An 18,437-nucleotide genomic window follows, 5' to 3' on the forward strand; every position below is an offset into this window, starting at 1 on the left:
TTATGATTTTAAAAGCACAAAAGCCTGTGAGAGATCAGCTTTAAGGTCTTCGATATTTTCCAGACCGATCTGCAGTCTGAAGGACGGCCCGGCACCATCTGTCGGGGCCTCATAATTGCGGGTAATCATACCGCCTGATGTTGGCAGAACCAGGCTTTCATATCCGCCCCATGAGGCGCCAATACCGAAAAGCTGCAGGTTATTGATAAATCGCTCCATAGCGCTCTGCGCATAGTCCGCTTTCAGAATGACGCCAAATAAACTGCCAGCGCCTTTAAAGTCGCGCTTCCAGAATTCGTGCCCAGGGCAGTCAGGCAGCGCCGGATGAAGAACTTTTTCTACTTCAGGTCGGGTTGTTAACCATTGAGCAATAGCCAGAGCGGACTGAGACTGATGCGCAAGCCTGACACCCATTGTACGCAGGCCGCGTAATGTCAGCCAGCAGTCATCAGCACCGGCAAGCTGCCCAAGTTCAATGGCCGTATCGCGTAATATTTTCCAGTGCTCTGGGGTGTTAACGATAATGGCCCCGGCGATGACATCTGAGTGCCCTGAAGGGTATTTGGTCAGGGCCTGTACTGAGATATCAACGCCATGCTCAAACGGTTTGAAAATGCCAAAGCCCCAGGTGTTGTCGAGTGTCAGAAGAGCATTGTTTTTATGTGCGAGTGCTGCAAGTGCAGGAATATCCTGCACTTCGAAGGTATGGCTGCCTGGGCTTTCCGTAAACAGCATACGTGTGTTGTCGCGAAAATACGCCTGGAGTTTTTCAGGTGAAAGAGATGGTGGGTAGAAGGTGGTTTCTACCCCAAAGCGTTTGAGTGTGTGGTTGGCAAAGCGTCTGGTCGGGCCATAGACATTGTCGGGCAGCAGGCAGTGATCACCTGTTTTCAGAAAGGTCAGAAAAGGCATAGTGCAGGCCGCAAGGCCTGAGCTGACAGCCTGACAGTGGGTACCACCTTCTATCGTCGCAAGAATTTTCTCAAGCTCATGCTGCGGAGGTGAGCCCATAGCACCATAAATATATTCATGCTCATACCGGAGCTTCCCCCTGGCGTTCATATCCTCCAGTGTCGGGAAGAGAACTGTTGAGCCTCGTGTCAGGGGGACGTTTACAGAAGTGCCCGCAGCATTTTGTTCCGGCCTGGCCTGATGTGTGAGCAGCGTTGCAAGAGCCTGCCAGCCGTTTTTGACGGAATGATCTGATGTCATGGTGCTATTTGTCTTTAGTTATAGGTGTATCAGTGCGCGCGCCCCATTCGGCCCACGAACCATCATAAAGTGCGCCCTGAGGCAGCCCGGCGTGAGCAAGAGCAACGCTCAGCACACTTGCTGTCATGCCGGAGCCACATGTTGTGATAGCAGGCGCACCGGAGGCAGAGACCCCGGCTTGACTAAAAATATCACATAGTTTTTCGGTGCTGAGGAAGGTTTTGTCGGCGTTAAGAACATTCTGGTAAGGCAGGTTTACGGCTCCTGGCATATGGCCTGAAGCAACTCCGGCTCTGGGTTCCGGCACGCGGCCATAAAATCTGTCCGCTGAGCGGGCATCCAGAACCGGGTTCGAGCCATCAAGAACGCAATCCAGCATATCCCCCAGCCCTTTAATGCGACTGTAGTGGGTCTTACTGTGATAAACGGCGGCAGCTTTAGCCGGAGAGATGCCTTGCTCTGTCGGTAAATCATGGTTCACCCAGGCCGGTAATCCGCCATCAAGAACGTAAACATTGTCATGGCCAAATAATCTGCACAGCCACCAGCCCCGACAGGATGAAGCAACATTGCCCTGGTCATAAAAAACTACCGTATCAGCGTGAGATATACCCAGAGCGCCAAAGTGCTGTTCAAAATGTGCAGCTCCCGGCGCTGTGTGCGGCTGTGTACTTTCCGGGTCTGAGAACAGGTCGATATCAAAATATGCACTGCCGGGGATATGATTGCCGGTAAATGCCTCCCGGGGGTTGAAGTTCTGCCCGGGAAGTAGTGCCGTGGCATCAAGAATATGTATCTTAGGATCGCTGATATGCTTTTGCAGGGCAGCCACAGAAATAAGAGGTGACATCATGTTACCAACTTTGAAACAGCACCCTGAAGGCGGCAGGGCAGGAAAAAATAATATTTCTCCGATGTTACCGAAGATTTATTTCTCTGCAATCACTTTTCATAATCTCAGGGTATATAAAACAGGCATATAAAGGTGCCGGCTTGCATGTCGGCTCATTCTGGTCATGATCAGGGTGAGAGAAATAAATTGTACGGTTAGCTGAAACGATGACTGGTCCTTCCGGAATTACGACCGAGCGGATACTACAGACTCTTCTGGTTGGTGCTATTGCTTTTGGCTGCATTGTGGTTCTGACACCCTTGTCAGAATCGATTTTGTGGGCGGCAGTGATTACCTACACAACATGGCCTGTTTTTCGGTTTTTAAGGCGACGGATGAAACCCGTGCCAGCCAGCCTGAGCATGGTTGCTTTGTGTAGTGTGTGCGTCGTTATGCCACTGGCATTTCTGGCTTCGACTATTATAGCAGTCAGCCCGCGCTGGGCTGAAAAGCTGATGGATATTTTTAGTGTGCAGCATACCCTACCCCCGTTACCGGGCTGGCTGACACAACTGCCCATGGTGGGGCATGAGCTAAGCAAAAAATGGATCAGGCTGGAGTATGCCATTAATCATCTCAGGCCAGAGATAGGCCCTTATGCTGATAAAATGGTTGAAGCGTCATTTGCCCTTTTTATGCAGCTTGCAAGTGGGGCTCTGCATCTGGTTATGGCGCTCTTTATTTCTTTTTTCTTCTGGCTGAGTGGCCTGTCGATGGTTGATGCCTTGCACACTATCGCAACCCGTATTGCCGGGCGTCATGGCGAAAGACATCTGCATCTGATAGGTGGTACGGTACGTGGCACCGTGTATGGAATTTTAGGTACAGCAATTATTCAGGGCCTGCTGACAGGTATTGGCTTTCGCTGTGTTGCTCTTCCTGACCCGGTGATGTTTGGTGTTATTGCATTTTTTCTGGCTGTTCTTCCGATTGGCGCGCCTCTGCTGTGGGTTCCGGCAGGGATATGGCTGATGGCTGATCATCAGATAATAAAAAGTATTTTTTTACTTTTATTCGGTATTATATTTATTTCCGGAGCGGACCATATCATCAGACCGTTTTTTATTGCCCGTGGTGCAAAAATGCCTTACCTGCTTACAATAATGGGCGTCATTGGTGGCGTTGTGTCTTTTGGCGCATTAGGTGTGTTTATAGGACCTGTTTTGCTGGCTGTCGGGTATACGCTGACGATAGAATATGCAGGGCGTGGCCCCTCGTCTCTTATGTCTGAGAGTGATAGCAGGAGTGTGTCTTCATGATGCGCCGTCGTTTACGTTTAGAACCGCTTACGCAGATGCTGCGCCCCAAGCAAGGGCTGATACCTGAACATATTCATGTTGCTGGCAATGCGGTAAAAATTATCAGCTGGAATTTGCTGCGCCGTACAGGAGCTACGGTTCACGATGTAACCCAGCTGATTGAGGCAGAGCAGCCTGATATTCTTCTGATGCAGGAAGCAACTGAAGAAATTGATCTGTTACCTGAAATTATGGGCGGCTATTATGAGCGCGCTCCTTTGCCCGGGCGTATTCACGGAGTTGCCTGCTGGAGCCGCAGAGAGTTTCTCAGGCAGCCACGAGCCTGTATTATTCCCTCAGGGGCTGTTGTTAAGCGTCATACCCTGATCATTGAATATCCCGGGTTTTCTCTTGCTAATGTACATTTGTCGCATGGGCAGGTTTTAAACAGGCGGCAGTTAAGGCGTATCGCGGCACTTATGCCTGCGCCCTGTGCAATTCTGGGTGACTTTAACCTGATTGGCCCAACGATGGTTCCTGGCTTTCAGGACGCCGGGCCTAAAGCGCCAACACACAATATGGCCTCAGTTTTTCCCATTCGTATTGACCGCTGCCTGGTAAGCGGCATGCATTGTGTTGAATCGCAGGTGCTGCCTGTATTTGCTTCCGATCACAGGCCAATTGCTGTCAGGCTGGTTTATTAACTCTACAGATAAGGCATAAATAGTCGTACTGCTGCATCTCTGATTTTTATCAGATTATGTCGCTGATCCAGGTGATGGTGGGTCAGTCTTATATGTTTATGTTTACTCATAAAATCATCGACATTACCTGCCAGTGTTTCATCGTAGCTTTCAAAATTAATTTCAAAATTCAGACGCAGGCTTCTTATATCCATATTTGAGCTGCCAGCGAAGGTCCATTTACGATCCACAACCATGAGTTTGGAGTGATTAAAGGGTGGCTTAACCAGCCACACTTTCACACCGGCATCAAGTGCAGGCCCTATGTTGGCGGCACAGGCCCAGTCCATCAACGGATGGTTGCTGTGCTGAGGGATAATGATATCAACTTCAACACCACGCAGGGCAGCCAGAGCCAGTTCGGATAAGACGCGTGACCCGGGCAAAAAATAAGGGGTCATAATTCTGACCTGTTTGCGGGCGAGCGTAACAGCCTGCATCATTGTAAATTCTATTTTTTCAAGGTCACTGTCAGGGCCCGCAGTGACAATACGTGCGGCAATGTTGGAATCTGCTACATGTTCTTTGAAGTAAATATCGCCTTTAAGTATCTCTCCGGTAGAGAAACACCAGTCGGTGGCAATAACTTCCGCCAGTTGCCTGACTATCGGTCCTTCAAGCTGGAAATGCGTATCTGATACAGGCTCTTTGGGATGTTGTAAGACAAGATTTTCATCTGCAATATTTAACCCCCCCATAAAGCCGATTTTACCATCAACAACGAGAATTTTTCGGTGGTTGCGCAGGTTGATAAAAGGCATACGCCAGGGAAGCAGAGAATGCATAAAGCGTGAGCATGGAACCCCTGCCCGCCTGAGCCGATGATAAACCGGGGAGAGGAAATAACCGCTTCCTATGCCGTCTACCAGCACGCGAACCTGCACCCCTCTTTTGTGGGCCTGAGATAATTTTTCAATAAAATCACGGCCCGTTTTATCATTACGAAAAATATAAGAGCATATAAGAATGCTCTGCTCAGCATCTGCAATGGCCTGAAGCATCAGGGGGTATGTATTATCTCCGTCATGCAGGCAGGTAATTTTATTATGTTCGGTTAATGGTCGATCAGTTAATTTACGCACCATAACGGCCAGAGGAGCGAGGTCTCCCTGGGGGTTATGTATCCATTGTGATGCATGGTTTGAGCCTGACGTATCGAGCTGAGAATTGTCGACCAGTTTCCGGGCCAGTCTGCGCACCCGGTTAATGCCAAACATAAGATATAGTATTGTACCCATGGCAGGCATAAGGATACAAATACCTATCCATCCTATAGCTGATGATGTATTTCTTTTTGTAAGTAAAATATGCAAAGAAACCGTTATAACCAGTATAAAGCGTATAATAGCCGCTGTGATGAACGGAAGATGTGGCAGAATATCAAAAGGGATCATGGCTTCGTATTTGCATAAGGAGTAAACGATTGCTTACATCAAAAGATATCACAGGCAGCACGCCGGGATATCTGAAGGAAAAGCGCCGTCTGAACGGTGCTCTGGCTCATCAGAGTGGCAGGCAGGCAGAACATGATATTAAAGAGAAGCTGATTATCTCAGGGTGGCAGATTTTACTTGAGCGCGCAAGAACACCCTGCGGAGAGATTGATCTGGTTGTTTTAAAAGAAAATTTATTATGCTTTATAGAAGTCAAAAAGCGCAGAACTATAGAGGGGGCTCTCTGTAGCCTTCGGCCACAACAGCAAAGGCGCCTGTATAAAGCGGCTGAATATCTTTTGTCAGTTTATTCCGACTGGCACTATGAAAATATTCGCTTTGACCTGATCGTAACGGACGCAAAAGGTAACGAATATCAGGTGAAAGATATTCTCAGAGAATATTAATATGTGGAATAAAGTTCTTCTTCAGAGAAGAGGATCTCTCTGAAGAAGAAGTAGAAAAGCCAGCTATCAGGTATGATGGCGGCGGACAACATGCACTCTGTTATGTTTCACCGGGTAAGAAACCAGATGAACCATGTTACGTGCTGAGGTATGGCGTGTGCTTGCCAGACGGTAGCCAGGCACAGCATGTGCCTTGCGACGCACATGAATAACCGGAGGCGGCGCTGTTAAAGAAGCAAAGGTCAGTTTGGTCGCTTCATAATCAGAGATAATGCGTTCAGCATGGGCGCTGGGCCCTGTTGTAATTGCACAGACACTCATGCCTGCAACGAACAGAGCACAACGAACAGACGAAAAACGCATTATGATATTACCCCAGGCAGCCCATGAAATCTGAAAATAAACTACACGGGCCACCATCATCCTGACAACCGAAAAATCAGGATTTCACAGGTTAACTAACTTTTTTTTCATCCAGGAGTTTCTGGAGCTCCCCGGACTGAAACATCTCAGTCACGATGTCGCATCCGCCAATAAATTCCCCGTTAACATAGAGTTGAGGAATAGTCGGCCAGTTTGAAAAGTCCTTAATCCCCTGGCGAATGGCAGGGTCAGCCAGAACATTAATGGCTTTAAATGGTACGCCCTGGTGAGACAGGATCTGTACAACACGGGCAGAGAATCCACATTGTGGAAAATCTGCATCGCCTTTCATGAACAGAACAACCGGGTTTGAGTCGATTTCTTTCTGAATGATCTGCTGAGCGGTATCAGACATAATGGTAGATCCTTTAAAAATTACGCTTCAGGCGTAGAGGTCTGGAGTGCAAGAGCATGAAGTTTTCCACCCATGTGCCCTTCAAGAGCCTGATAAACCAGCTGATGCTGCCTGACGCGCGAAAGTCCGCGAAAGGCTTCGCTGACAATCGCGCAGGAATAATGGTCACCATCGCCTGCCAGATCAGTAATTTTGATCTGTGCATCAGGAAAAGCTTTGGTCAGATAACCTTCAAGCTCAGAGACGGACATAGCCATAGTCAAAAAACCTTTTTAGTATTTCTCAGCTGGCCATAAGAGCCGGAAAGAAAGAATCATGCGCTGTACGAAGACGTGCTGCTGATATGGTAACGCCGCTTGGCAAAATCAAATCGCTGCCGCCTGAACGCCCGAGCACGCGTGCCGGAACCCCGGCTTTTTCAGCGCGGGCGCACAGGTCAGGCGCATTTTTAACGCAGACGATATAGCGGGCCTGATCTTCACCAAACCAGAAAGCTTCAGGTCTGATACCTGATGCCGGGCTTTCAAGAGTACAGCCAACACCGTCAGCCATGACCATTTCTGCCAGGGCGACAAGAATGCCACCGTCAGCCAGGTCGTGACAGGAGAGCACATGACCTGCCAGAATTTCCTGCCTGACAAAATCACCATTCCGTCTTTCTGTTTTCAGATCGACCGGCGGAGGAGCTCCCTCTTCACGCCCAAGAATTTCGCGCAGCCAGACGGACTGGCCCAGCTCACCTTTGGTGTCGCCAATCAGAACGATATCCGCGTTATCCTGCATGGCCAGACCAATGGCCTTGTTTACGTCTTCAAGCACGCCCAGAGCACCAATAGCCGGTGTTGGCAGAATGGACATGGTTGATCCATCCGGCTGGCGTGTCTCGTTATAGAGTGAGACGTTACCGCTCACGACAGGGAAGTCGAGCTCACGGCAGGCATCGCCCATACCTTCAATAGCGGCAATAAACTGCCCCATAATTTCAGGTTTTTCAGGGTTACCAAAGTTCAGGTTGTCTGTCACAGCTAAGGGGCGTGCGCCAACTGCTGTAATATTTCTCCATGCTTCGGCTACAGCCTGGGCACCACCGGTTTTGGCATCAGCCTGGCAATAACGTGGCGTGCAGTCGGTTGTCAGGGCGAGGCCCAGTGAGGTGTCTTCAATTTTGACAATGGCAGCATCTGCCGCTCCGGGGCGACGAACTGTCTGACCACCAACGGTGCTGTCATACTGGTTCCATACCCATGAACGAGACGCCAGGTCGGGAGAGGCAACAAGTTTCAGCAGCATATCTTCAAGCGACAGAGGAGCGTGAATGTCTGCTACCGGTGCGGGTGGAGCTGTACGTGTGGCCGGGCGATCATAGATCGGGGCCTGCTCAGCCAGCGGGTCGAGTGGAATATCAGCCTCAACCTGACCTTTATGCCTGACAACAATATGACCTGTGTCTGTCAGATGCCCGATAATCGCAAAATCGAGTTCCCATTTCTCAAAGATTTTACGGGCAACTTCAGTGCGTTCAGGCTTGAGCACCATGAGCATACGCTCCTGGCTTTCAGACAGCATCATTTCATAAGCTGTCATGCCAGGTTCACGCTGTGGCACATCGTCAAGGTTGAGGTCGATACCAACGCCGCCCTTGCCCGCCATTTCGACAGAAGATGAGGTCAGACCAGCTGCACCCATATCCTGAATAGCAACAATTGCGTCAGTTGCCATCAGCTCAAGGCAGGCCTCAATGAGCAGTTTTTCAATGAAGGGGTCACCAACCTGAACAGTCGGACGTTTTGCCAGTGCATTTTCGTCAAACTCGGCAGAAGACATGGTGGCACCATGAATGCCATCACGTCCTGTGCGCGAACCGACATAAACGACCGGGTTGCCAATACCAGCTGCGGCGGAAAGGAAGATGCGGTCTTTGCGGGCAATACCAACTGTCATGGCGTTAACCAGCGGGTTACCGTCATAAGCCGGGTGGAAGTTAATTTCACCCCCCACTGTTGGCACGCCAACACAGTTACCATAACCGCCAATACCACGCACAACGCCATCAATAATCTGACGTGTTCTGGGGGTTTCGGGGCTGCCAAAACGCAGGGCGTTCAGGTTGGCAACAGGTCGGGCACCCATGGTAAAGACGTCACGCAGAATGCCGCCAACGCCGGTTGCAGCTCCCTGGTAAGGCTCGATGAATGACGGATGGTTATGACTTTCCATTTTGAAAATGGCAGCATAGCCTTCGCCAATATCAACAACGCCTGCGTTTTCACCCGGTCCATGAATAACCCATGGTGCCGTAGTCGGCAGCGTACGCAGCCATTTGCGTGAAGATTTATAGGAGCAGTGCTCTGACCACATGACAGAGAACACACCCAGCTCTGTCAGGCTTGGGGTGCGGCCCATAATATCAATAACACGGGCGTATTCTTCTGACGTCAGGCCAAATTCCTGCGCCAGAGCTTCATCAACAGTCTTTTTCACCGGACAATCGCCTCCACAAGACCAGTAAATAATGGCAGGCCATCTTCTCCGCCCATCAGAGGATCAACCAGATCCTCCGGGTGAGGCATCATGCCACAGATACGGGTGTTCTGACTTAAAATACCGGCAATGCTGTTCATGCTGCCATTCGGGTTCGTCAGAGTGTCAGTTTCATCAGCCTGGCCGGTGGCTGAAGCATAGCGAAAGGCAACAAGCCCCTCACCTTCAAGCTGCTCCAGTGTCCGGGTATCAGCGGTGTAGTTTCCGTCACCATGTGCCATAGGTGTGCGGAACACATCGCCTTTTTTCCATTTATGGGTAAAGGCGGTGTCATTACGTTCAACGCGCAGTGTGCAGTCCTGAGAAAGGAAGCGCAGACCGGCATTGCGCAGCAATGCGCCAGGCAGAAGGCCGGTTTCTGTCAGGATCTGAAAACCGTTGCAGACACCGAGAATATGCCCGCCTTTTTGTGCATAGGCACGGATTTCAGACATAATAGGAGAATGAGCGGCCATGGCACCGCATCTCAGGTAGTCTCCGTAACTGAAGCCACCTGGCAGAACGACAAGGTCAACATCGGGAAGTTCAGTGTCCCGGTGCCATAACATGACAGGCGCTTTACCCGTAACGCGTCTGAGGGCAATGGCCATATCGCGTTCACGGTTGGTGCCTGGAAAGACGACAATAGCTGCTTTCATTTTTTTGCACTACAGGGGTAAGAGTCATGCAAAGCACGGAAGACACCTTCGCCAACCGGCCGGGAGAGAGTATCGGTATGACCTTTGAGCCATGCGACTACCTTGCTGCGCATTGAGGCTGCATCTTCACTGACCGGGATACAGAAGTCAGCCGCTTCATTGTGCCCTTCATTACGGGCACTCAGCGTGGCAAGCGCGACAGAGTCAGCCATGCCTGAAATATATGCATCACACAATGCGTGACCGGAGGCAGCTGAGCATATTTTGCCAAACCTGCCCGCGGTCATCGGCGTCACACGCTGAGCATGTGCTACGCCCTGTGAGGCGAGCAGTAATGCACCAGCAAGTGTGAGAGAGAAAATTTTCATCCCAGAACCTCAACGGTGAAGTCTTCGATGACCAGGTTTGCCAGCAGTTCACTGGCCATTTTTTCGGCTTCTGCGCGGGCAGCCTGTGCGTCGGTGCTTTTCAGGTCCAGATCAATAATTTTGCCGACACGCACAGCTTCCACGCCAGGAAACCCAAGAGTGTGCAGGGCATGCCCGATGGCTTTACCCTGGGGGTCAAGCACACCTTCTTTAAGCATGACGGTTACGCGTACTTTCATTGGTTGAAATTCCTGTTTACTGAACGAGAGAGAGTTACTGGTCGGTATCGGTGCCGTTTGCTTCCTCGGGAAGGATGCCCAGGCGACGGGCGACTTCCTGATAAGCTTCTTTCACGCCGCCCATGTCACGGCGGAAACGGTCTTTATCAAGTTTTTCTCTGGTCTGACTGTCCCACAGACGGCAGTTGTCGGGAGAGATTTCATCAGCAAGAACGATGGTCATATCGTCCCCGTCCCATGCCCGGCCAAACTCGAGTTTGAAGTCAACAAGCTGAATGCCAATGCCGGTGAAAAGACCACACAGAAAATCATTCACACGCATAGCGTGAGCGGTAATCTCTTCCAGGTCGTGCGGTGTGGCCCAGCCAAAAGCGATGATGTGATCTTCTGAAACCAGAGGGTCACCCAAATCATCGTTTTTGTAATAAAACTCAACGACCGTGCGAGGCAGGCGTTCGCCCTCCTCCAACCCGAAACGCTTGGCAATGCTGCCGGCTGAAATATTACGTAAAACAACTTCGAGAGGGATAATTTCGACCTCTTTTACCAGCTGCTCACGCATATTAATGCGGCGGATGAAGTGGGTGGGAATACCGATTTCCTGAAGGCGCAGCATCAGATACTCACTGATGCGATTATTCAGAACGCCTTTGCCGGTAATGACAGCACTTTTGGCACCATTGCCTGCTGTGGCATCATCTTTAAAATACTGAACTACTGTGCCGGGTTCAGGGCCTTCAAAAAGGATTTTGGCTTTACCTTCGTAAAGCTGGCGACGACGGGCCATGATTGTCCTTACCTGTCTTGCTGGAAGTCTATCCCTGCGATCGCTGCATACAGGGCCAGCTTGTGCGGCCCTGCCTGGGTGTTAGCTATAACAGGGTTTTAAAGTTGAAGAAACAGTCTTTCAGGCAGCGGGGCCTGCTTCACCGAAGACCTTTTCATAGATGGCGTCGATGGCTTTCAGGTGCTGACGGCTATCCATAGCAGAATCAAGCAGATCAGCTGAAATGCGCCCGGCAATTTCGGGGTCAGCATCAAGATTCTCGCGGAAGGATTTTCCTTCAGGTGTACCGAGCTTTGTCCAGGTTTCCATCGCGTTGCGCTGCACGATGCGATAGGCATCTTCACGGGACAGGCCAGCGCGTGCAAGTGCAAGCAGAACTTCGCCTGAGTGAACAACACCACCAAGGCTTTCGATGTTTGCTGCCATACGTTCAGGGTAAACCAGCAGTTTGCCGATCAGGCCTGAAAGACGGGCAAGCGCAAAATCAAGGCCGATGGTCGCATCAGGGCAGATATTACGTTCAACAGAAGAATGGCTGATGTCACGCTCGTGCCACAGGGCAACATTCTCAAGTGCCGGGACAACGGCTGAACGAACCAGACGGGCAAGCCCGGTCAGATTTTCAGTCAGCACAGGGTTGCGCTTATGCGGCATGGCAGAAGACCCCTTCTGCCCAGGGTGGAAGAATTCTTCAGCTTCACGCACTTCGGAGCGTTGCAGATGACGAATTTCGGTTGCAATGCGTTCAATGCCGCTTGCAATCACACCCAGGGTGCAGAAATAGGCTGCATGACGGTCACGGGGAATAACCTGTGTTGAAACAGGCTCTGCCTGCAGGCCAAGGCGTTCAGCGACATAATGCTCAACGCGAGGGTCAAGATGCGCATATGTGCCGACAGCACCAGAGATCGCACAGGTTGCAATTTCAGCGCGTGCAGCCAGCAGGCGGGCTTTGTTGCGCTCAAACTCCACATAATGGCCAGCGAGCTTCAGACCAAAAGAGGTCGGCTCAGCGTGAATGCCATGGCTGCGACCAATGGTAAGGGTGTGTTTGTGCTCAAATGCACGGACGCGCAGAGCAGAGAGAACTTCGTCAAGGTCTTTCAGCAGCAGGTCAGTTGCCTGCACCAGCTGGACAGAGAGGCAGGTATCGAGAATGTCAGATGAGGTCATTCCCAGATGAACAAAACGGCTTTCAGGGCCGACTTTTTCTGCCAGCCAGGTCAGGAAGGCAATAACGTCGTGACGGGTCTCAGCTTCAATTTCGTCAATTCTGGCGAGATCTGCAGCAGAGAAAGCAGCCAGAGCTTTGTCGCCCTTCTCGCGGATCACTTTAACAGCATCTTTGGGGATAGCACCGTATTCAGCCATTGCTTCACAGGCCAGGGCTTCAATCTCAAACCAGATGCGGTAGCGGTTTTCAGGAGACCAGATCGCGGCCATGACGGGACGGGTATAACGTGGCACCATAACTGCAACACTCCTTCAGTTTACAGAAACATGCCGCCTCTCTAGCTGATTTCGTGCTGTGCGTCTGCCACCAAATTCATAAAAGTTTGACCAGAATGCGTGCATTAATCTGAGCGGGCTTCGTATTATACCCGCGCGGATTATTATCGAATCGGAGTTTTTGTGAACAGTTTACTAGATGGCTTTAGCTTTCAGGCTCTTATCGCGTTTTGTCAGGTTATTCTGATTGATATTACTCTGGCGGGCGATAATGCTGTTGTAATCGGGCTTGTGGTTAAATCTCTTTCACCTGCTGAGAGAAAAAAGGCCATTTTTGCAGGCATTGGTATTGCTGCCGTTCTGCGTATTATCCTTGCCCTTGTCGCCGCCAGATTGCTTGAAATTATAGGGCTTACACTTGCCGGTGGTATTTTGCTGCTATGGGTATGCTGGCGGATGTACCGCGAGATGTGCGCCGTTCAGCATGATGACAATGCTGAGGCTGCCGCTCAGGGCAGTATGGGTAAAATTATTTTCCGTATCTTCCTGGCTGACCTTTCTATGAGCCTTGATAATGTTCTCGCTGTAGCGGGAGCAGCAGCCCGGCATCCTTATATTCTTGTGGCAGGGCTTGTTTTCTCTGTTCTTCTGATGGGGGTCGCGGCATCTTATGTTGCACGCCTGCTTGATCGTTATAAATGGCTGTCATGGGTGGGGCTGCTTATCGTGCTGTTTGTTGCCCTTGAGCTGATTTATAAAGGCTCTGCTGAAGTCTGGCCGCATGTTCCGTTTTTTAAGTCGTAATCAGGCTGGCCTGTCCTGTGCCAGGTTGATTGTTCCTGGTGAGCCTGTCAGAGTGAACGAAATGTCATATTCATATTGAGGCATAATGTCTTTTGTTTTGTCTTCGGTGTTGCGTGGTCGTGTTGCAGCACCGCTCATTGTTCTGTGCCTGGGGGCCTGCTCTTCTCATGGGAGAACACAGTCAGCTTCAAATGACGGTCCGGTCAATGCTCCTGCTATTCAGCCCGCTGCACAGTCTGCTGCGGTCAGTTCGGGAGAGACCTCTGTCGCTGACCGTCTTACTCTCTGGCTTAGCCTGACAGGCTCATCGCATGCCAGCGCGCAGGAATATGCAAACTTTTTGCAGACACGCCCTGTATGGCCACGGTGGAGTTTGCTTCAGTTACGTATGCAGCAGGCTCTGACGCGAGAGACTGATACAAGCGTTTTGCAGCAGCTCTGTGCGTCTCAGTCGCTGACTTATAGCCCCGCCCTGGTTAAGTGCGTAACGACGATACCCTCTCTGGCTGGCAAACTCCTTCCCCAGGCGCGTCAGGCCTGGATTAATGGCACAGATTCCGCACAGGCTGCGGTGTCACTGGCGCAGACCTTCCCTCAGGCGGTAACGGCCGAGACCTCGTGGAAACGCTTTAACCGTGAAGAGACCAGCGGTAAGCTTGTTGCAGCACGTCAGACCCTTACTTATCTTGCGCCCTCAGCGCAGGCCCTGGCTCAGGCCCGTTTAGCCTTCAGAGCGGGAGACCCTGGCGCAGAAGCGACACTTGCAGGACTTTCTGCTTCTGATCAGGCTGATACCACACTGGTATATGACAGGCTGCACTGGCTGCGGCTGCAAAAGCGTGATGACGAAGCTCTGGCTTTATGGAAAAATGCCGGTGTACAGGCAGAGGAAAAAACGCACCTGAGTGCTTTCTGGCGTGAACGTGATGCACTCTCGCGTGATTTCCTGCAAAATAATCAGAATACTGAAGCGTTCTGGGTCGCTGATGACAAAATAACAACCGGTGTAAACCGTCTTGATGCGGCTTTTCTGAGTGGCTGGATTGCTCTGCAAAAGCTGAATATGCCCTCTATTTCAGAGCCATTGTTTCGCAGCCTGGCAGATTCCTCTTCTTTAATTACAAAAAGCCGCGGTTATTACTGGCTGGGGCGCACGCATGCCAGACTGAACCAAACCGCTTCGGCACAGGCAGACTACGCCCGTGCTGCCGGGTATGCAGGCACATTTTACGGGCAGATGGCAGCGGCTGAACTTGATGGTAAGCGCCCTACCCTGCTTAATCCCGATATTATACCAGCCGCTGTCACCAGAAGTCTGCGTGCATGGCAAAACCCCATGCCTCTTTCTGCTGCGGAGGATAGTCCCGGAGGGAATGATCTTGCCCGTGCTGCCGAAATTCTTGTGTCGTGGAATGACCGGCCTCATGCCCGTGATTTTCTGAGCCTGATGCTTATCAGAGCCAGGTCTCTGCGTGAAAAAATAGCCATTGCGCATCTGGCAACCCGTCTGCAAATTCCTGATACAGGTGTTATGGTTGCGCGCTATGCCGGCAGAGATGGTCTCTTCCTGCTGCGTGAAGGCTGGCCACAGCCTTATACTCTGCCGACAGGCACGGCTGTTTCTCCCGCTCTTGTTCAGGGGCTGATCCGTCAGGAAAGCAGCTTTAACCCGGATGCTGTCAGTCCCTCAAACGCAATTGGCCTGATGCAGCTTAAGACAGGCACAGCGCATGATATGTTACAGTCTGCGGGGCTTCCTGCCTCTGCGGCAACTGCAGGCGGGCTGCATAACCCCGATAATAACATGCGTCTTGGCATGGCCTATCTGTCTTATCTGCAGGGGCGGTTTGCCTCTGTCGTACCTTATGTCACCGCATCTTATAACGGGGGGCCAAACCGCCTGGCGCGCTGGCTGAGTGCACAGGGCAACCCTGCTGAAGGTCAGGCCAGTCAGGATGACATGATCGACTGGATTGAAACCATTCCTTACAGCGAAACACGTAATTACGTGCAGCGTGTGTGGGAAAATATGACGATATATAGCGTTCTGGGGAAAAACACATGACGATTGCACGTATTATTGCGACCTTTGGTGGCTGTGGGCTTGCACCTAAAGCGCCGGGCACGGTCGGGTCTCTGGCAGCACTCATTGCTGGTTTACCTTTGCTTAAAAAGCCAAAGGTTTTGTTGCTGAGCGCTGTTGCGGCAACAGGTGTTGGTTTGTGGGCTTCACACAAAGCCGGTGACGGTGAAGATCACAGCTGGATTGTGATTGATGAAGTCGCCGGAATGTGGATCAGCCTTCTGGCGTGTGCTGCCGTCGATAAAAAGAAATCAGCGGGCTGGTTGTGGCCTTTAGTTGCTTTTGGTTTATTTCGCCTGTTTGACATTAAAAAACCCGGGCCTGTTGGCTATATGGATCGACGCCATGATGCGGTTGGCATTATGGGCGATGATGTTGTTGCCGGTATAATGGCTGCGCTCTGCATTAAAGTACTGCGTACTGCTGCCGGCTTTTTTAAAAAGGCCTGAGATCTGATGTTTTCCCTCACCGCTCCCTCTGATGCCCTGCTGACAGAAGGTCTGCTGACAGCAAAAGCTGTCATGGAGCGTCTCAGCCAGTCAGGCCAGCGTGTTGTAACTGCAGAGAGCTGCACTGGTGGTCTTGTTTCAGCCTTGCTTGTGCATCATGCCGGTGCATCTGACTGTGTTGAGGGAGCGTTTGTTACTTATTCTAATCAGCTAAAACACTCAGCTCTTGATGTCAGGGACGAGACACTGGCTCGTTTTGGCGCTGTGAGTGCAGAGACTGTGACAGAAATGGCTGAAGGCGCGCTGTGTGCTGCAGCCAGGGCAACAGTTGCAGTTTCTGTCTCTGGTATTGCTGGGCCAGGTGGCGGGTCTGATGAAAAGCCTGTTGGTCTTGTATGGTTCGGTCTGGCGGTGAACGGTAAAAAAATTAAAGCCGCAAGTCAGAATTTTGAGGGCAGCCGTACCGAAATACGCTGGCAGGCTGCCCTTTATGCATTACAGCTTATCGCTGGATATGACGAGTAAGAGCGCGCCTTAGTCTTTACTGAAAGAAGGCATGACTGGTGCATCAGGGAACGGTGGTGCTGTCGTTCCCGTTCCCGGAGCGATTATGACCGGCTGCGGCTGTACAGGCGCTTTAGCTGCTACGGGAGCAGCTGCTTTATGGTCTTTTTTGTGCTTGTCAGGTGTACTGCAGCCCGCAGTCAGTGCTGCGATTGTCACTAAAATAGTCGCGTTACGTATTAAGCTCATAAAATGATTACCCTGCGTGAGACGATTATTACTTCATAAGCCTCGCAGAGTATCACTATTACTGCAAAGCTGCTGACGTTTTACCAGGTGTGAGATATATTGCCTGGGGTGGCCCGTAAATATCACGGGCACGTTTAAGAAACGCTGTGACCATGCGACGCACAGCTTCAGCAAACACGACACCAATTGCGGCTTGCAGAATTTTAGAACGAAATTCAAAGTCGACGAAAAATTCGACCTGGCAACCACGGGGGTCTGGTGTGAAAGTCCACACATTTTTGAGGTATTTAAACGGTCCCTGCTCATACTGAACAAGGATGCGCGAGGGTCTCTCAAGCGTTACGCGAGAGGTAAAACTTTCCCGGAAAGGGCCAAAACCAATAGCCAGGTCCGCAACCAGTTCGGTTTGTGTCTTTGTGCGTATACGCGATGAAACACACCAGGGAAGAAATTCAGGATAGCGTGCAACATCAGCAACAAGGTCAAAAATCTGTTCTGGCGGATAAGCAAGAACACGCTTTTCTGCGTGTTTAGGCATTCTGACTTCCTTTCAGACGTTCTGAGCGCGCCTGCCTCAGAGCCGCGAAGTCTGCGTCGGCATGGTAAGATGATCTGGTAAGAGGGCTGGAACTTACCTGTAAAAAACCCTTGGCACGGGCCATAGCGCCATACTCCTCAAATTCCTGAGGGGTAACAAAACGGTCAACGGCAGCGTGCTTAACGGTAGGCTGAAGGTACTGTCCCATGGTGATAAAATCAACATCAGCAATACGCAGGTCATCCATAACCTGTGCGAGCTCCATTTTTTCTTCACCCAGGCCGAGCATGAGGCCTGACTTGGTGAAAATGGAAGGATCAAGCTGTTTGATACGGTCAAGCAGCCTTAAGGACTGATAGTACCGTGCACCGGGCCTGATCGTCGGGTAGAGGCGTGGTACAGTTTCAAGGTTGTGATTAAATACATCAGGTTTTGCTTCAGCAATCACTTCAAGAGTATTTTGCTTACGTAAAAAATCCGGTGTCAGAATTTCAATAGTTGTTTCTGGTGATGCGGCACGCACAGCCGTGATCACACGTGCAAAATGTTTTGCCCCGCCATCAGCCAGGTCATCACGGTCAACCGAGGTAATCACGACATGGCGCAGGCCAAGTTTGGCGACAGCATCGGCAACACGGGCGGGTTCGTCATCATCCAGCGCATTTGGCATGCCTGTTGTAATGTTGCAGAACGCGCAGGCACGGGTGCAGATTTCGCCCATGATCATCATGGTGGCATGACGCTGTGACCAGCATTCACCAATATTGGGGCATGCGGCCTCTTCGCACACTGTGACGAGTTTGTTCTCGCGCATCAGGTTGCGGGTCTCATGATAGACCGGATCAACCGGAGCCTTCACACGGATCCAGCTCGGTTTACGGGCAACAGGGTTGTCAGGCCGGTGTGCTTTTTCCGGATGTCTGACTTTCTCTGCGCCACCTTTGCGGTGATCGATCAATACACGAGTGGACATATATCTGGTTCTGCCTGTTCTGAAACCATCATCAGAACTGGAGCTTCCTGCCCTCTGCGTCAAGGCAGGAAGTGTGCTCCTTCACTCTGATCAGGTATTACCTCTGCACAAT

The 18,437-nt window shown here is 51.0% G+C and carries 22 protein-coding genes; 7 read left to right on the forward strand and 15 right to left on the reverse strand.

Annotated features, from left to right (window positions below; all coding sequences use genetic code 11):
- Both metC and GOB58_RS08385 read right to left on the reverse strand, forming a co-directional pair.
- A complete protein-coding gene (metC, locus tag GOB58_RS08380; protein WP_173559900.1) occupies positions 1–1,212 on the reverse strand; it encodes a cystathionine beta-lyase in 1,212 nt (403 codons plus the stop codon).
- A gap of 4 nt (positions 1,213–1,216) precedes the next feature.
- The gene (locus GOB58_RS08385; RefSeq protein ID WP_242005276.1) at positions 1,217–2,065 is read right to left on the reverse strand and encodes a sulfurtransferase; all 849 of its coding nucleotides are present in this window, start codon (positions 2,063–2,065) and stop codon (positions 1,217–1,219) included.
- 206 nt (positions 2,066–2,271) lie between these two features.
- On the opposite strand from GOB58_RS08385, the gene GOB58_RS08390 reads away from it, so the two are divergent.
- Entirely contained in the window at positions 2,272–3,363 is a 1,092-nt protein-coding gene (locus tag GOB58_RS08390) for an AI-2E family transporter (RefSeq protein WP_086635338.1), read from the forward strand.
- A 35-nt stretch (positions 3,364–3,398) separates the two neighbouring features.
- Positions 3,399–4,046: an endonuclease/exonuclease/phosphatase family protein gene (locus tag GOB58_RS08395; RefSeq protein WP_173559942.1), complete on the forward strand. Its 648-nt coding sequence runs from the start codon at positions 3,399–3,401 to the stop codon at positions 4,044–4,046.
- 2 nt (positions 4,047–4,048) lie between these two features.
- Here GOB58_RS08395 and cls read toward each other — a convergent pair whose 3' ends face one another.
- On the reverse strand, positions 4,049–5,479 hold the full coding sequence (gene cls, locus GOB58_RS08400) for a cardiolipin synthase (RefSeq protein WP_173559901.1): 1,431 nt from the start codon (positions 5,477–5,479) through the stop codon (positions 4,049–4,051).
- Between the two features lie 29 nt (positions 5,480–5,508).
- Between cls and GOB58_RS08405 the strand changes: the two genes are divergently transcribed.
- Positions 5,509–5,925, forward strand: a complete 417-nt coding sequence (locus GOB58_RS08405; RefSeq protein WP_158092915.1) for a YraN family protein — start codon at positions 5,509–5,511, stop codon at positions 5,923–5,925.
- A gap of 66 nt (positions 5,926–5,991) precedes the next feature.
- Here GOB58_RS08405 and GOB58_RS08410 read toward each other — a convergent pair whose 3' ends face one another.
- The 9 genes from GOB58_RS08410 to purB all read right to left on the reverse strand — a co-directional run bounded on the left by GOB58_RS08410 (position 5,992) and on the right by purB (position 12,746).
- On the reverse strand, positions 5,992–6,288 hold the full coding sequence (locus GOB58_RS08410) for a hypothetical protein (RefSeq protein ID WP_242005277.1): 297 nt from the start codon (positions 6,286–6,288) through the stop codon (positions 5,992–5,994).
- A gap of 91 nt (positions 6,289–6,379) precedes the next feature.
- Positions 6,380–6,703: a Grx4 family monothiol glutaredoxin gene (grxD, locus tag GOB58_RS08415; protein ID WP_086554042.1), complete on the reverse strand. Its 324-nt coding sequence runs from the start codon at positions 6,701–6,703 to the stop codon at positions 6,380–6,382.
- A 20-nt stretch (positions 6,704–6,723) separates the two neighbouring features.
- A complete protein-coding gene (locus GOB58_RS08420; protein WP_086554043.1) occupies positions 6,724–6,960 on the reverse strand; it encodes a BolA/IbaG family iron-sulfur metabolism protein in 237 nt (78 codons plus the stop codon).
- Between the two features lie 25 nt (positions 6,961–6,985).
- Entirely contained in the window at positions 6,986–9,184 is a 2,199-nt protein-coding gene (purL, locus tag GOB58_RS08425) for a phosphoribosylformylglycinamidine synthase subunit PurL (RefSeq protein ID WP_173559902.1), read from the reverse strand.
- The gene (purQ, locus tag GOB58_RS08430; protein WP_086554045.1) at positions 9,181–9,882 is read right to left on the reverse strand and encodes a phosphoribosylformylglycinamidine synthase subunit PurQ; all 702 of its coding nucleotides are present in this window, start codon (positions 9,880–9,882) and stop codon (positions 9,181–9,183) included. The genes purL and purQ overlap by 4 nt, the downstream gene beginning before the upstream one ends.
- Positions 9,879–10,250, reverse strand: a complete 372-nt coding sequence (locus GOB58_RS08435) for a Rap1a/Tai family immunity protein (protein ID WP_086554046.1) — start codon at positions 10,248–10,250, stop codon at positions 9,879–9,881. Before GOB58_RS08435 ends, purQ begins: the two co-directional genes overlap by 4 nt.
- On the reverse strand, positions 10,247–10,489 hold the full coding sequence (purS, locus tag GOB58_RS08440; RefSeq protein ID WP_086554047.1) for a phosphoribosylformylglycinamidine synthase subunit PurS: 243 nt from the start codon (positions 10,487–10,489) through the stop codon (positions 10,247–10,249). The genes GOB58_RS08435 and purS overlap by 4 nt, the downstream gene beginning before the upstream one ends.
- A 34-nt stretch (positions 10,490–10,523) precedes the next feature.
- On the reverse strand, positions 10,524–11,276 hold the full coding sequence (gene purC, locus GOB58_RS08445; RefSeq protein ID WP_086554048.1) for a phosphoribosylaminoimidazolesuccinocarboxamide synthase: 753 nt from the start codon (positions 11,274–11,276) through the stop codon (positions 10,524–10,526).
- 120 nt (positions 11,277–11,396) lie between these two features.
- Complete coding sequence (purB, locus tag GOB58_RS08450) at positions 11,397–12,746, reverse strand: adenylosuccinate lyase (protein ID WP_086554049.1); 1,350 nt, start codon at positions 12,744–12,746, stop codon at positions 11,397–11,399.
- Between the two features lie 162 nt (positions 12,747–12,908).
- On the opposite strand from purB, the gene GOB58_RS08455 reads away from it, so the two are divergent.
- The 4 genes from GOB58_RS08455 to GOB58_RS08470 all read left to right on the forward strand — a co-directional run bounded on the left by GOB58_RS08455 (position 12,909) and on the right by GOB58_RS08470 (position 16,586).
- Positions 12,909–13,529 carry a YjbE family putative metal transport protein gene (locus tag GOB58_RS08455; RefSeq protein WP_086554050.1) on the forward strand — a complete coding sequence of 207 codons (621 nt, stop codon included), beginning with the start codon at positions 12,909–12,911 and terminating at the stop codon, positions 13,527–13,529.
- Positions 13,530–13,614: 85 nt separating this feature from the next.
- Entirely contained in the window at positions 13,615–15,594 is a 1,980-nt protein-coding gene (locus GOB58_RS08460; RefSeq protein ID WP_173559903.1) for a lytic transglycosylase domain-containing protein, read from the forward strand.
- A complete protein-coding gene (locus tag GOB58_RS08465; RefSeq protein ID WP_086554052.1) occupies positions 15,591–16,061 on the forward strand; it encodes a phosphatidylglycerophosphatase A family protein in 471 nt (156 codons plus the stop codon). Before GOB58_RS08460 ends, GOB58_RS08465 begins: the two co-directional genes overlap by 4 nt.
- 6 nt (positions 16,062–16,067) lie before the next feature.
- A complete protein-coding gene (locus GOB58_RS08470; RefSeq protein ID WP_173559904.1) occupies positions 16,068–16,586 on the forward strand; it encodes a CinA family protein in 519 nt (172 codons plus the stop codon).
- Positions 16,587–16,595: 9 nt separating this feature from the next.
- On the opposite strand, the gene GOB58_RS08475 is transcribed toward GOB58_RS08470, so the two are convergent.
- From GOB58_RS08475 to lipA, 3 genes are read right to left on the reverse strand one after another with little or no spacing between them, the layout of a single operon-like run.
- Entirely contained in the window at positions 16,596–16,814 is a 219-nt protein-coding gene (locus tag GOB58_RS08475) for a hypothetical protein (RefSeq protein WP_173559905.1), read from the reverse strand.
- Between the two features lie 58 nt (positions 16,815–16,872).
- On the reverse strand, positions 16,873–17,352 hold the full coding sequence (locus tag GOB58_RS08480; RefSeq protein WP_086554055.1) for a type II toxin-antitoxin system RatA family toxin: 480 nt from the start codon (positions 17,350–17,352) through the stop codon (positions 16,873–16,875).
- Complete coding sequence (gene lipA, locus GOB58_RS08485; protein WP_086554056.1) at positions 17,345–18,325, reverse strand: lipoyl synthase; 981 nt, start codon at positions 18,323–18,325, stop codon at positions 17,345–17,347. The genes GOB58_RS08480 and lipA overlap by 8 nt, the downstream gene beginning before the upstream one ends.
- Positions 18,326–18,437: the final 112 nt, after the last annotated feature.

The sequence above is a fragment of the Acetobacter thailandicus genome (assembly GCF_011516655.1).
GTDB lineage: Bacteria > Pseudomonadota > Alphaproteobacteria > Acetobacterales > Acetobacteraceae > Acetobacter > Acetobacter thailandicus.